Annotated in this window: 8 protein-coding genes; 3 read left to right on the top strand and 5 right to left on the bottom strand. The window is 73.5% G+C overall.

Annotated features, from left to right (window positions below; all coding sequences use genetic code 11):
* Nucleotides 1–8 precede the first annotated feature (8 nt).
* Both dxr and QBL21_RS09160 read right to left on the bottom strand, forming a co-directional pair.
* Nucleotides 9–1,268 (bottom strand): 1-deoxy-D-xylulose-5-phosphate reductoisomerase, encoded by a 1,260-nt coding sequence (gene dxr, locus QBL21_RS09165; protein ID WP_407561525.1) that lies wholly within the window; start codon nucleotides 1,266–1,268, stop codon nucleotides 9–11.
* A gap of 17 nt (nucleotides 1,269–1,285) precedes the next feature.
* Entirely contained in the window at nucleotides 1,286–2,242 is a 957-nt protein-coding gene (locus QBL21_RS09160; RefSeq protein ID WP_407561524.1) for a sulfite exporter TauE/SafE family protein, read from the bottom strand.
* A gap of 146 nt (nucleotides 2,243–2,388) precedes the next feature.
* Between QBL21_RS09160 and QBL21_RS09155 the strand changes: the two genes are divergently transcribed.
* A complete protein-coding gene (locus QBL21_RS09155) occupies nucleotides 2,389–3,180 on the top strand; it encodes an ArsR/SmtB family transcription factor (RefSeq protein ID WP_407561523.1) in 792 nt (263 codons plus the stop codon).
* 56 nt (nucleotides 3,181–3,236) lie between these two features.
* Here the strand turns inward: QBL21_RS09155 and QBL21_RS09150 are convergent, their stop codons facing one another.
* Complete coding sequence (locus QBL21_RS09150) at nucleotides 3,237–5,195, bottom strand: acyl-CoA dehydrogenase family protein (protein WP_407561522.1); 1,959 nt, start codon at nucleotides 5,193–5,195, stop codon at nucleotides 3,237–3,239.
* Between the two features lie 378 nt (nucleotides 5,196–5,573).
* Between QBL21_RS09150 and QBL21_RS09145 the strand changes: the two genes are divergently transcribed.
* Both QBL21_RS09145 and QBL21_RS09140 read left to right on the top strand, forming a co-directional pair.
* Nucleotides 5,574–7,022, top strand: a complete 1,449-nt coding sequence (locus QBL21_RS09145) for an aldehyde dehydrogenase family protein (protein ID WP_407561521.1) — start codon at nucleotides 5,574–5,576, stop codon at nucleotides 7,020–7,022.
* 198 nt (nucleotides 7,023–7,220) lie between these two features.
* Nucleotides 7,221–8,495 carry a phospholipase D-like domain-containing protein gene (locus QBL21_RS09140; RefSeq protein ID WP_407561519.1) on the top strand — a complete coding sequence of 425 codons (1,275 nt, stop codon included), beginning with the start codon at nucleotides 7,221–7,223 and terminating at the stop codon, nucleotides 8,493–8,495.
* A 102-nt stretch (nucleotides 8,496–8,597) separates the two neighbouring features.
* On the opposite strand, the gene QBL21_RS09135 is transcribed toward QBL21_RS09140, so the two are convergent.
* Nucleotides 8,598–10,421 carry a PucR family transcriptional regulator gene (locus QBL21_RS09135; protein WP_407561518.1) on the bottom strand — a complete coding sequence of 608 codons (1,824 nt, stop codon included), beginning with the start codon at nucleotides 10,419–10,421 and terminating at the stop codon, nucleotides 8,598–8,600.
* A 293-nt stretch (nucleotides 10,422–10,714) separates the two neighbouring features.
* Nucleotides 10,715–12,928 carry a hypothetical protein gene (locus tag QBL21_RS09130; protein ID WP_407561517.1) on the bottom strand — a complete coding sequence of 738 codons (2,214 nt, stop codon included), beginning with the start codon at nucleotides 12,926–12,928 and terminating at the stop codon, nucleotides 10,715–10,717.
* Nucleotides 12,929–13,192: the final 264 nt, after the last annotated feature.

Below are 13,192 nucleotides of genomic sequence, written 5' to 3'. Positions count from 1 at the left end.
GTCGATCGTCAGTTGTCGTGCTGGTCGGCCGGCAGCCCGGCCAGCTCCCTGGCCCGGGCGCGCGCCCAGGTCTCGGCTTCGAGGACGTCCGCGACCGTCAGCCGGGTTCCCGGATCGTCCGTGCCGTGTTCCGCGACGACCTGGCTGACCGTGTCCATGATGCCAAGGAACGGGAGCTTGCCGGTGAGGAAGGCGTCGACACACTCCTCGTTCGCCGCGTTGAAGACCGCCGGGGCGGTGCCGCCGAGGGCGCCGACGTGGCAGGCGAGCGGCACGGACGGGAACGCCTTCTCGTCGAGCGGGAAGAACTCCCAGGTGGAGGCGGTGGTCCAGTCGAAGGCGGGGGCGGCGTCCGGCACCCGGTCCGGCCAGCCGAGCGCCAGCGCGATCGGCATCCGCATGTCGGGCGGGCTGGCCTGGGCGAGGGCGGAGCCGTCGGTGAACTCGACCATGGAGTGCACGTAGGACTGCGGGTGGACGACGACCTCGATGCGGTCGAAGGGCACGTCGTAGAGCAGGTGCGCCTCGATGACCTCCAGGCCCTTGTTGACCAGGGTGGAGGAGTTGATGGTGACGACCGGGCCCATGTCCCACGTGGGGTGGGCGAGCGCCTGCTCGGGGGTGACGTCCTTCAGCTCCTCGCGCGTCCTGCCGCGGAACGGGCCGCCGGAGGCGGTGACGAGCAGCTTGCGCACCTCGCCGCGGGTGCCGCCGAGCAGGGCCTGGTAGAGGGCGGAGTGCTCGGAGTCCACGGGGACGATCTGCCCGTGCCGGGCCACGTCCTTGACCAGGGGGCCGCCGACGATCAGGGATTCCTTGTTGGCCAGCGCCAGCATCCGGCCGGCCTTGAGGGCGGCGAGGGTGGGCGCGAGGCCGATGGAGCCGGTGATGCCGTTGAGCACGGTGTGGCAGTCGTCGGCGGCGACCTCGGTGGCGGCGTCCGGACCCGCCAGCACCTCGGGCAGCGGTTCGCCGGCCCCGTACCGGGCGGCGAGGGCCTCGCGCAGCTCGCCGGCCTTGTCGGCGCGGGCGACGGCGACGCGGCGTACCCGCAGCGTGTGCGCCTGCTCGGCCAGCAGGTCCACCCGGCCGCCCGCCGCGGACAGGGCGGTGACCCGGAACCGGTCGGGGTTGCGCCGCACGATGTCGATGGCCTGGGTGCCGATGGAGCCGGTCGAGCCGAGGATGACGATCTCGCGCGGGCCGTCGTCGGCGGTCGCGGGGCGCAGGTGCGGATCGGCGAGTGGAGCAGCAGAGGTCTCGGTCATCGACCCATTGTGACCGTTCAGACTTGGCGCGGAGCAGATGCCCTCTCGATGCCGTCGGCGGTCTGCTCGCCGGTCGGTTCGCCGTCCGCCGCCGGGGAGTCGGCGGGGGCGGACTTGCGGCGCGGGCGGCTGCTGATGACGGCGTACGCGGCGAGCACGACGCAGGCGGGGACGATGACGGTCTCGGGCACGTGGACCAGGGAGAGGCCGGTGGCCAGCAGGATGATCGCCAGCACCCAGCGCAGCACGGCGCCGGGGGCGCGGGTGGAGAGCACGGCGCCGACGAGCACGCCGGGGATGGCGCCGAGAAGCAGCACGGCGGCGAGCCCGAGGCTGGCGTCGCCGACGATGAAGTGCCCGGCCGCGGCGGCGGCGACGATCGGGATGGCCTGGACGAGGTCGGTGCCGACGAGGTGGTTGGCCTTGAGCCGGGGGTGCACGAGCATCAGCATGACGATGATCAGCGAGCCCGACCCGACCGACGTCATGCCGACGACGAGGCCGCCGACGAGCCCGATGAGCAGCGTGGGCCCGGGTCGTACGGGCACGTGGGCGTCCTCGGTCTCCTCGCCGTCCCGGGCGGCGCGCCGCCGGTCCAGCCACATCCGGGCGAGCATGCCGGTGACGGCGAGCAGCAGGGCCGCGCCGATGACGATCTTCACCCGGCTCTGGAGGTCCTCGCCCTCGCCGAGGAACTGGAGCAGGAAGGCGCCGCAGAACGCGGCCGGCACCCCGGTGGGCAGCAGCCAGCGCACCACGTCCCAGCGGACGGTGCCCGCCTTCTGGTGCACGGCGGCGCCGAACGGCTTCATGAAGACCGAGGTCGCCAGGTCGCTGCCGATGGCCTGGGTCGGGTTGACGCCGAAGACCGTCACCATGATGGGGGTCATGAGGGCGCCGCCGCCCATGCCCGTGAGACCGACCATGCAGCCGACGAGGGCTCCGGCCACGACCATCGACCACGAAAAGTCCATAGACATCGATACTAGGGATTTCCTATCGGGATGCTAGGGATGACCTTCGCTCAGTTTCACCCGCGGAGGGTGAGGTGCGCCACTCGACAGCCCCGCCTTGACAGGCAACCATCTGGTTGCCAATCTGAGGGGCAGAGGTGGTGACCATGGACGACGTCTTCAGGGCGCTCGCCGACGGCAGCCGCAGAGAGCTGCTGGACCGCCTCAACGAGCGGAACGGCCGCACCCTGCGGGAGCTGTGCGCGGGCCTGGAGATGAGCAGGCAGGCGGTGAGCAAGCACCTGGCGGTGCTGGAGGCCGCCGGTCTGGTCACCACCGTCCGGCACGGCCGGGAGAAGCTGCACTACCTCAACCCCGTGCCGATCCACGAGCTGGCCGACCGCTGGATCGGCCGGTACGAGCGCGGGCGCCTGACCGCCCTGTCCGCGCTCAGGCAAGCGTTGGAAGGAAATTCCTTGAACAAGCCCGCGTTCGTCTACACGATCTACATCGACACCACGGCCGAGAAGCTCTACGAGGCCCTGACGACGCCCGAGTTCCTCAGGCAGTACCACGGCGGCTGGGCGCCCCGCTCCGACTGGCAGGCCGGCTCCACCGTCTACTGGCCGGTCGAGGAGAACGGCGAGCCGCAGGACCTGGGCCAGCGCGTCCTGGTGGCCGAGCCCGGCAAGCGGCTCGTGTACACCTGGCACACGCTCCAGCCGATGCACCAGGAGATGCTGGGCATGTCCGACGAGGAGTTCGCGACCGCACGGCAGGAGCGCTCGCAGGTCGCCTTCGACATCGAGCCGGCGGAGATGCCGAAGCTGGGCGTGAAGCTGACGATCACGCACGACGGCTTCGACAGCCCGGAGAGCATGATGCTGGAGAGCGTCAGCGGAGGCTGGGTCATGCTCGCCTCGCAGCTCAAGTCCCTCCTGGAGCGGCAGCCGGCCTGACCGCCGCGCGGACGGCCGCACCGGCCCGGGGTGCGGCGCGGCCGTCCTGCGGTGGGCTAGCGGATGGGCCGGTGCAGGTTCGGCTTCTTCGTCGGACCCGGCTCGGCCTCCGCGATCCACGGGCCGTCGCCGGACGGGTCGACGATGCCCTCCTCCAGCCAGGTGTACGCGTCGTCCAGCACCCGCCTGACCACCGTGCGGTCCAGGTCGTCGGTGTTCGTCCAGAGCCGGCCGAAAAGCTCCTCGACCCGGATGCGGGCCTGCCGGCAGAAGGCGTCGGCCAGCTCGTACGCCTCCTTGCCGTGCCCGCCCCGGCCGGCGGCGGTGCGCAGCATCTCGGCCCGTACGCACGCGGCGCTCATCGCGAACAGCTCCGCGCCGATGTCCACCACCCGGCCGAGGAAGCCCTGCTTGGTCTCCATCCGCCCCTGCCAGCGCGACATCCCGTAGAACGTGGAGCGCGCCAGCCGGCGGGCGTTGCGCTCGACGAAGCGCAGGTGGGTGGAGAGGTCGCGGTGCCCGGGCGGGTGGAACTCGCCGTACGTCCGCGGCACCTGGCCCTTGCCCGCGACCAGCTTCGGCAGCCAGCGGGCGTAGAAGCCGCCGGCCCGCGCGCCGGCGCGCGCCTTCTCGGAGAGGTTCTTCTGCGGGTCGATGAGGTCACCGGCGACCTTGAGGTGGGCGTCCACCGCCTCGCGGGCGATGAGCAGGTGCATGATCTCGGTCGAGCCCTCGAAGATCCGGTTGATGCGCAGGTCCCGGACGATCTGCTCGGCCGGGATCGCCTTCTCGCCGCGGGCGGCGAGCGACTCGGCGGTCTCGTAGCCGCGCCCGCCGCGGATCTGGATCAGCTCGTCGGCGATGAGGCTGGCCATCTCCGAGCCGTAGAGCTTGGCGAGCGCCGCCTCGATGCGGATGTCGTTGCGGTCCTCGTCGGCCATCTGCGACGACAGGTCGAGCACGGCCTCCAGGGCGAAGGTCGTCGCCGCGATGAAGGAGATCTTCGAGCCGACGGCCTCGTGCTCGGCGACCGGCCGGCCCCACTGCTCGCGGGCGGCGCCCCAGCCGCGGGCGATCTTCAGGCACCACTTGCCCGCCCCCACGCACAGCGCGGGCAGCGAGAGCCGCCCGGTGTTGAGCGTGGTCAGCGCGATCTTCAGGCCCGCGCCCTCGGGGCCGATGCGGTTGGCGGCGGGGACGCGCACCTGGTGGAAGCGGGTGACGCCGTTCTCGATGCCGCGCAGGCCCATGAACCGGTTGCGGTTCTCCACGGTGACGCCCTCGGCGTCCGCCTCGACGACGAACGCCGTGATGCCGCCGCGGCGCCCCTCGGACTTCGGCACCCGCGCCATCACCACGAGCAGGTCGGCGACGACGCCGTTGGTGGTCCAGAGCTTGACGCCGTCGAGCAGGTAGTCGGCGTCGGGTCCGTCGCCGTCGGGGACGGCGGTGGTCGCCAGCCGGGCCGGGTCGGAGCCGACGTCGGGCTCGGTGAGCAGGAAGGCGGAGATGTCCGTACGGGCGCACCGCGGCAGGAACTCCTCCTTCTGCTCCTCGGTGCCGAAGATCTTCAGCGGCTGAGGCACGCCGATCGACTGGTGCGCCGAGAGCAGCGCGCCGATCGCGGGACTCGCGGTGCCCACGAGGGCGAGGGACTTGTTGTAGTAGACCTGCGTGAGGCCGAGACCGCCGTACTTCCGGTCGATCTTCATGCCGAAGGCGCCGATCTCCTTCAGCCCGCGCACGGTCTCGTCCGGGATCTGCGCGTCGCGCTCGATCCCGGCCCCGTCGATGTGCGTGTCGCAGAACTCGCGCAGCCGGGCGAGGAACTCCTCGCCGCGCTGCACGTCCGCGGCGGCGGGCTCGGGGTGGGGGTGGATGAGGTCGAGCCGGAAGCGGCCGAGGAACAGCTCCTTGGCGAAGCTGGGTTTGCGCCAGTCCTGCTCGCGTGCGGCCTCGGCGACCTCCCTGGCTTCCTTCTCGGAGACGGACGGCCGTGTGGATGGTGCGGTCATGAGGAACTCACCTCGCCGCTGAGTAGGGGTTACCAGCCGGTGCTACTTGTGCGTATGTACCCGATTCGGCCGGGCCGCACCACCCCGCGCGCGGCATTCGGGTGCACCGCCCCCCGTCCGCGCCCCCGTGCCGCCGCCTGCACGCGCCCTTCAGCGCCCTTCAGCGCCCTTCCACGCGCTCTCCGACGCGCCTGCCTCCCCGCACACCCGCCCAAGGATAGGCCGCTCCTACGACAAGATCATCCGGGCGCGGCCGGGCCCACCCTGCCGCCGCGTAGCGACGCACCCGCCGAGTGCTACGCGCCGGACAACGCACCCCACCCCGCCGACCGCCTACGGTGGGCAGCAGAGGTACGCAACTCTCCGGAGGGATCTGCCGTGACTTCCACACAAGCGTTCTGGCTCGCCGGCCGGCAGGCGACCGGCGAGGACACCCTAGACGTCACCTCGCCCTGGGACGGCCGCAAGGTCGGCACGGTGAGCATTCCCACCGACGCCCAGATCGAGGAGGCCGTCGCCGCCGCGCACGCGGTGAAGGAGGAGCTGGCCGCCACCCCCGCGCACGTCCGGGCCGCGGCGCTCGACCATGTGACCAAGCAGATCTCCGCGCGCGCCGAGGAGATCGCCCGGCTGATCTCGGCCGAGAACGGCAAGCCGCTGAAGTGGGCCCGCGGCGAGGTCGGCCGCGCCGTGTCCACGTTCCGCTTCGCCACCGAGGAGGCCCGCAGGTGGGGCAGCGGCGACGGGCAGCGCCTCGACACCGACCCGGGCGGCACCGGTCGGCTGGCCTTCACCCGCCGCTTCCCGTACGGGCCGGTCCTCGGCATCGCGCCGTTCAACTTCCCGCTGAACCTGTGCGCCCACAAGGTCGCCCCGGCCCTCGCCGTCGGTGCCCCGATCATCCTCAAGCCCGCCCCCGCCACGCCGCTGTCCGCCCTGCTGCTGGGCGAGCTGCTGGCGGAGACCGACCTGCCGGCCGGGAGCTGGAGTGTGCTGCCGGTGCCGAACGACCGGATGCCCGACCTCACCGAGGACGACCGGCTGCCGATCATCTCGTTCACCGGCTCCGACAAGGTCGGCTACGCGATCCTGGAGGCCGTCCCCGGCAAGCGCGTCACGCTGGAGCTGGGAGGAAACGGCGCCGCCGTCGTCCTGGCCGACTACTCCTCCGAGGCCGACCTCGACCACGCCGCGCAGCGGATCGGCGCGTTCGCCAACTACCAGGCGGGCCAGTCGTGCATCTCCGTCCAGCGGGTGATCGCCGACGCCTCGGTGTACGACCGGCTGCTGCCCAAGGTCGTCGCGGCCGTCGAGGCGCAGGTGACCGGCGATCCGTCGGACGACGCCACCGACGTCGGCCCGATGGTCAGCGAGGACGCGGCCAAGCGGCTGGAGTCGTGGGTCGACGAGGCCGTGGGCGCCGGCGCCCGGCTGCTGACGGGCGGCAAGCGCGACGGCGCGTCGTACGCGCCGACGGTGCTGACGGACGTGCCGGGCGGCGTGAAGATCTCCCGCGAGGAGGCGTTCGGCCCGGTGGTGACGCTTCAGCGGGCGGACGGCGAGGAGGCCGCGTTTGCCGCGGTCAACGACTCGAAGTACGGCCTCCAGGCGGGTGTGTTCACCCACGACGTGCAGAGCGCCTTCCGGGCGCAGCGCAAGCTGGAGGTCGGCGGCGTGATCGTCGGCGACGTCCCGTCGTACCGCGCGGACCAGATGCCGTACGGGGGCGTGAAGCGCTCCGGCGTGGGCCGCGAGGGCGTGAAGTACGCGATGGAGGACTACACGTACGAGAAGGTCATGGTCTTCACGGGCCTCGACGCTCTCTGACGGCACGCGCGCGCCGACGACCTGCCGAGTACCCCCGGGACGCCCCCGGGGGTACTCGCGTTTCCCGCGTGCCTCGCGTTTCGGCCAACCCGGAATAACTACGAATTAACCAATGACAGGCTCCTGACAATGCGGAGCCCGGCCCTCTAGGGTGCTCGGCGACCCGCCAACTCCCAGGCACCCAGGGGGATTCACCACATGCGACGCATACGCGCCTGGCGGCCCGCGGGGGTCGCCGCCGTCCTGCTCTCGCTCACCGCGACGCTCGTCTCCGGCGCCACCGCCGCCGGCTCCGCCGACGCCGCCGTCGCGAAGCCCGTCGTCAACGGCCCCGTCTTCAACGACCCGCTCGGCTCCACCGCCCAGCGCGCCGCCGTCTTCACCCAGCTCATCGCGCTCATCGACGCCACCCCCGCCGGCCAGACCATCCGCGCCTCGGTGTTCGAGCTGGAGGACGCGGCGGTCGCCGACGCCCTCATAGCCGCCCAGCGGCGCGGCGTCGCCGTCAAGCTGATCGTGGACGACAACACCCGCGACAAGGGCAGCGCCGCCTGGACCTCGCTGCGCGGCGCGCTCGGCACGGACGACACGAAGACGTCGTGGATCGTCGTCTGCGACGACCGGTTCGAGGACGCGGGCCAGGACAACGTCCAGCGCGGCTGCCTCCCGACGCCGCCGCCGGGTCCCGCCTACAACCACAACAAGTTCTTCGTCTTCACCAGGGTCGGCCCCTTCGACGACGGGACCAGCTACGACAAGGTCGTCTTCCAGTCGTCCTCCAACCTCAACGACTGGTACAAGAACGAGTCGTACAACGACGCGGTGACCTTCACCGACGCCACCGTCCACGACGGCTACGCGAAGTTCCACGAGGACCAGCGCCGCCTGCGCCACTCCGCGGCGGGCGACAACACGTACTACTGGTCCACGCCCACCGGCTCCGCCTACCGCGCGTTCTTCTTCCCGCGCGGCGACTCCAACTACGGCAACCCGAACAGCGACACCGTCGTCGGCGCCCTGGACGAGGTGGCGTGCGCGTACACGGGCACGGACGGCAAGCGGCACCAGACCGACATCCGCGTCGCCATGTTCCAGTTCCTCGGCTCCCGCAAGCAGGTGGCCCAGAAGCTGGCGCAGAAGCGGGCGCAGGGCTGCTGGGTCGACGTCGTCTACAGCGAGGGGGACTCGACGGTCGAGGGCATCCTCGACGGGGCGGGCATCCAGCGCCAGTACTGCAACTTCCCCAACGGCCCGGGCATCGACGTGCGTACGCACACGAAGTTCTGGCTGCTGGACGGCGACTACAACGGCAGCATCACGCCGCGCGTCTACACGGGCAGCCACAACTGGACCGGATCCGGGCTGCGTTCCGCGGACGAGGCGATGGTACGGATCACGAGCGCGGACTACCACGCGAAGTACCTGTCGTACTTCTACAAGATCCGCGACACCTGCAAGGCCCGTACGCCGTGAGCCGCCCGCGGCCGGGCCGGGGTGGTACGCACCCCGCCCGGCCGGCGGGAGCCGCGCCCCCGGGCCGCGCCCCGGCGGTGTCCCCGGCCGCGCCGCACCCCGCTACGCCTTGAGGGCCAGCCACAGTTCCATTCGTGTGTCCGGGTCGTCCAGGGACCGCCCGAGGATCTCCTCGACCCGCCGCATCCGGTAGCGCAGCGTGTGCCGGTGCACCCCGAGGTCGGCCGCCGCCGCGTCCCACTGCCCGTGCCGCGACAGCCACGCCCGCAGCGAGGCGACGAGATCGCCGCGCCCCCGCTCGTCGTGCTCCCGCAGCGCCCGCAGCGTGCCGTCCGCGAACGCCTGCACCGCGTCGTCGGCCAGCAGGTCCACCACCGACCCCGCCGTCACGTCCTCGTGCTCCACCAGCACCCGCCCGCGCCGCCGCGCCACCGACAGCGCCTGCTCGGCCTGCTTGTACGCCACCGTCACCACCGCCGGGCCCGCCGGCGCCGACACCCCGGCGACCAGCGGCAGCGTTCCCTGCCCCGTACCCGACCCGCGGGCCTGGCCCACCGCGCCCGGGTGCGCGGTCTCGACGCGCGCGGCGTGCTGCGCCGCGGCCTCCGCGACCGCGCCGCCGTCCGTCGCCAGCACGACCAGCCGCCCGGCGTCGGGCACCGCGAGGAACGTCTCGCCGGAGCCGGCCGCCGCGGCGTCGAGCGCGTCGGCCAGTTCCCCCAGCGCCTCCGGCAGCGGCTCCGGGTCCCCCTCCCCCACCGGCGCCACCGGCGAGGCGGCCTCGGCGACGAGGAGGCGTACGGGCGCGTCCAGCAGCCCCCCGTACAGCGGCCCGGCGACGGTCCGCGCGTGGTCGGGCTGCCCGGCGAGCAGCAGCCGCAGCACGGCGGTGCCGAGACGCTGCTCGGCGGCGGAGAAGGCGCTGGAGCGCTCGGTGACGAGGGTGAGGAGGGAGACGGCGGCGTGGACGGCGTAGCGCTCGGCCGGGGCGAGCTTGCCGCCGGTGCCCACGGCGAGCACGCCGCAGCAGCGGCGGCCGGAGCCGAGGGACTGAAGCTCGACGCGGTCCTCGGCGGGCTCGGCGGCGGGCTGCGCGGCGGGCTGCGCCGCGGTGCGGGCGGCGGTTTGGGCGGCGGTGCGGGCGGCGGGCTGCGCGGCGCGGCCGGCGGGTCCGGGGGCCGCGGTACGGGCGCTCCCGCCGCCGGCCCCGTTCGCCGCGGCACCGCCGGCGCCCGCGTCCTGGGACCCGGCCGCCGGCGCCTCCGGCCCGTCCGCCTCCCCGGTCCGTACGCCCGCCACCACCGCGCTCGCCGGCGCCGGCCGCCGCCGCAGCCGCGCCGCGTCGGCCTTCAGCGCCTCCGCCCGGTCCGCCGCCCCCTTTGGGGCCACCGCGAGCACCTCGCCCGCCGTGTCGTACAGCGCCGCCCAGCCGCGTACGTGCGCGGCGAGCCGGCTGACGACCGTCGCCTGGCCGTCCGCGCCCAGCGCCGCCCGCGTCAGGTCACGCTGCGCCTCGAAGCCGCGGGTCAGCGCCCGGTACTGGTCGGCGGCGATGGCCGCCGAGACCACCTTGGAGATGGCGATGAACGGCGTCGTCCGCGGCACCTCCAGCAGCGGCACCTGCGCCTCCCGGGCCGCGGTGAGCAGCGCCTCGGGCACGGTGTCGAAGTTCACGCCGACCCCGAAGCCCACCCCGACCACGCCGGCGTCCGCCAGCCGCCGCACGTAGCGGTGCATGGCGTCGGCGTCCTCGACGTCGAGCTTCAGGGCGGTGGTCAGGATCAGCTCGCCGCCTTCGAGGTACGGCACGGGGTCTATCAACTCGCTGGTCTGCGCCCAGCGCACGGTCACGCCCAGCTCGTCCGTGCCGTTGAGGACGGAGAGCTTGAGGGTGGGATGGCGGACGAGCGAGGCGAGCGTGGGCATGGCACCTTCTGGCTGCTTCAGCGGCCGGGGCCGCTGTGCTGTTCGTGACTGTCTGCGCGACCGCCTCGGCCGGGCCGGTTCGTACGCGACCGACCCTGACCGCCCCCGTCCGACCTCGATCGGCTGACTGCACATCCGAGGTCCGACGATCCACACCGCCCTCCGACGTCGCGGAGGTCTCCGACCGCTTTCAGACTGTCGCTCTCTGTCGTCCGTCGTGCCGGTGGTCCGGCGCTCCGGTGGTCGCGCGATTCCTTACGCCGCTCCGTATGAACGGCTCCGCCCATTGTGCCTCAGTGGTGCAAGTCGACGAGCACCGGAGGCGTCCGCTCGCCGTCCACGGTCGTCACGGAGAGGACCGCGTGCCCGGGCGGCAGCGTGTTCGCCAGCTCCGAGGCCGACCATCGCTCCCGCTCCACGGTGCGCACCGTCACCGAGCGGCTCATGGCTTTCGTACCCGTGAAGACCTGCCGTATCCACCGCAGCAGCCGCCGGATCGGCCCGCCCGAGACATCCGGGACGTGGGTGACGTCCTCGGCCTCGACCCACTCCGCGCCCCACGCCTCCGCGAAGTGCCGGCCGTCCCAGGTGCTGACGCCGGTCAGCGCCATCCGGCAGCCGACCGCCGCCAGCAGCGGCCCGCGCACCGGCTCCGCGACGTCGTCCAGCCCGCGCAGCCCCAGCACCACGCCCGCGTGCGCGGCGCGCAGCCGGCCGATGGCCCGTACCGACTCGGGGCTGGCGGTCCGCGCGGCGTCGTCGAGGACGAGGGCGGCGAAGAGGGAGCGGTCGGCGCGGGCCGGGGCGGCGGCGGTGAACTGGGCCAGGAGCAGCCGGGCCAGCACGCGGGACGCCTCGGCGTGCGTACGCTCCGGCAGCACGATCCGTACCCGCATGGGGTGCTCCAGCGCCCGCATGGAGAACTGCCGGCCCCGGCCGCGGGTGTCGAAGAACCGGGCGAAGGCGGGGCGGTCCAGCACGGCGAGCCGGCCGGCGAGGAGGGCACCGACGTCGCCCGGGCGGGCGAGCTGGCGCTCGCGGGCGTCCAGCTCACGCAGGGCGGCGGCGGCGCGGGCGGTGAGGTAGTGGTCGGCGGGGGCGCCGGGGGCAGGGCCGTCGGGGCCGCCTTCGGCGACGGCGGCACAGTCGCGCCGCAGCACGGCGAGGGCGGCGCGGTCGCCGTCGAGGAGGCCGCGCAGCTCGGCGACGCCGGGGAAGCGGTCGTACGCCGACTGGTAGGCGCCGATGAGCTGGCCGAGGGCGGTGACGGCCTCCCGGCCGTGCGGCCAGTCCGCCTCCTCGCCGCCGAGCAGGGCCTCGGCGAGCAGGGCGGCGGCCTCGTCGGGGTCGGCGGTGCCGCCGTACAGGTCGAGGTCGTGGGGGGAGGAGGGATCGGCGATGCGGATGACGACGTCGTACGCGTCGTCGTCGCCGAGCCGTGCGCCGACCGCCCCGACGGCGACGACGGCGGCCTTCCCGGCGAGCGCCTGGAGGCACAGCAGCTCCGCGACGGGGCCGGTGACGCGGTCGCTGACCACGTTGCCGGCGGGGCCGACGGCGAGTAATCCGGTGCCGAGGACGCCGGCCTCCAGGGCGATGCCGCCGCCGCGGTAGGCGTAGGGGTTCCGCTTGTCGTCGGGCGCGGCGCCGATGCGGACCTGGCCGGTGACGAGGTCGTGCAGGTACAGGCGTCGGGTGAGATCGCGCTTCCCGGAGGGGTGCGGGCAGGCGGCGGCGCCGTCGTAGCGCACGGAGTCGGCGAACGCCTTGAGCCGCTCGGGCCGGGCCCGTACGGACTCCCAGGCCCGGGCTATCCGCGCCAGGTCGACGTCGCTCATCGCGCCGCTCCGCGCGGCCCCACCCAGCGCCTCCGCCTCCCCCACCAACCCGGCAGCCCGCAACTCGGGCCACCCCACGGGATCGACGTCCTCGGCGTCCTCCTGGTCCGGGGCGGGCGTCGGGGAGGCGAGGACCGGCTCCAGGAAGCGGGTCCACACTTCGTGCCACCGTCCGACGCGGCCGAAAATGTACGCAAGCAGCAGGATGAACAGGCCGTAGTAGACGTAGCCCGCGACCACCATCGCGCCGGATCCCCGCCACGCGTCCAGGGTGATCCAGTCGAGGGGCCACAGCCAGATGCCGATGACCCCGTTCCAGCACAGCGACCACACGAGCAACCCACTGAGCAGCGCGAGCACGGCACCGCCGAGGAGCTGCCGGTCGGAGATCCGGTCCGCCCCGTCGGCCGGCCTGGGCACATGCTCGTACCGCCAGATCCCCGGCCCGGCCTCCGGCCGCGGCGCGCGCATCCACAGGACGAACGGATGCGCCCACGCCTCTGCCCCGCCGCTCGCCCCGGCTCCGGCGGCCGCTCCCGGCGCGCCTCTCCGGATCTGCGGCGGCACCGCGGGACCGATGGGCAGTTGCGGGGGCCGTACGGGTCGGCGGGGGCGATCCCCGTGCTCCGGTCCCGGCTTCCGCGGCCCCAGTCGGCCGTCCTCGCCCATGTTCTGCTCTTTCCTCCCGTGGGTCCCGACCCTGACCCCGGGTCCGGCCCTGACCTTGCGTCGCTGCGCCCAGCCCGCCGCCGACCGGCAACTGGGCGCCATCCCGCCCAACTTAGCGCGTGCCGCCCACCGACCCGGTGCCCGTCCGGGGCGGGCGTCAACCGCTTCCGCAGGCTCGCGGTTCCCCCGCCCCACGCGCCCCGCCCGCTCACCCCCGTACCGTCAAAGTCACACATCCGCCGTCCGCATCGTCCTGATGACATG

Origin of the sequence: Streptomyces sp. 184, from assembly GCF_045781775.1 — a bacterium.
In the GTDB taxonomy this organism is placed as follows: Bacteria; Actinomycetota; Actinomycetes; order Streptomycetales; family Streptomycetaceae; genus Streptomyces.
Note: the sequence above shows the minus strand (reverse complement) of the source record. Positions and strands in the feature narration are given on the sequence as shown.

Bases quoted from the DNA above. Each gene is read 5' to 3' on its own strand.
- dxr (WP_407561525.1), bottom strand. From the start codon at position 1,268: ATGACCGAGACCTCTGCTGCTCCACTCGCCGATCCGCACCTGCGCCCC.
- QBL21_RS09160 (WP_407561524.1), bottom strand. From the start codon at position 2,242: ATGGACTTTTCGTGGTCGATGGTCGTGGCCGGAGCCCTCGTCGGCTGC.
- QBL21_RS09155 (WP_407561523.1), top strand. From the start codon at position 2,389: ATGGACGACGTCTTCAGGGCGCTCGCCGACGGCAGCCGCAGAGAGCTG.
- QBL21_RS09150 (WP_407561522.1), bottom strand. From the start codon at position 5,195: ATGACCGCACCATCCACACGGCCGTCCGTCTCCGAGAAGGAAGCCAGG.
- QBL21_RS09140 (WP_407561519.1), top strand. From the start codon at position 7,221: ATGCGACGCATACGCGCCTGGCGGCCCGCGGGGGTCGCCGCCGTCCTG.
- QBL21_RS09135 (WP_407561518.1), bottom strand. From the start codon at position 10,421: ATGCCCACGCTCGCCTCGCTCGTCCGCCATCCCACCCTCAAGCTCTCC.
- QBL21_RS09130 (WP_407561517.1), bottom strand. From the start codon at position 12,928: ATGGGCGAGGACGGCCGACTGGGGCCGCGGAAGCCGGGACCGGAGCAC.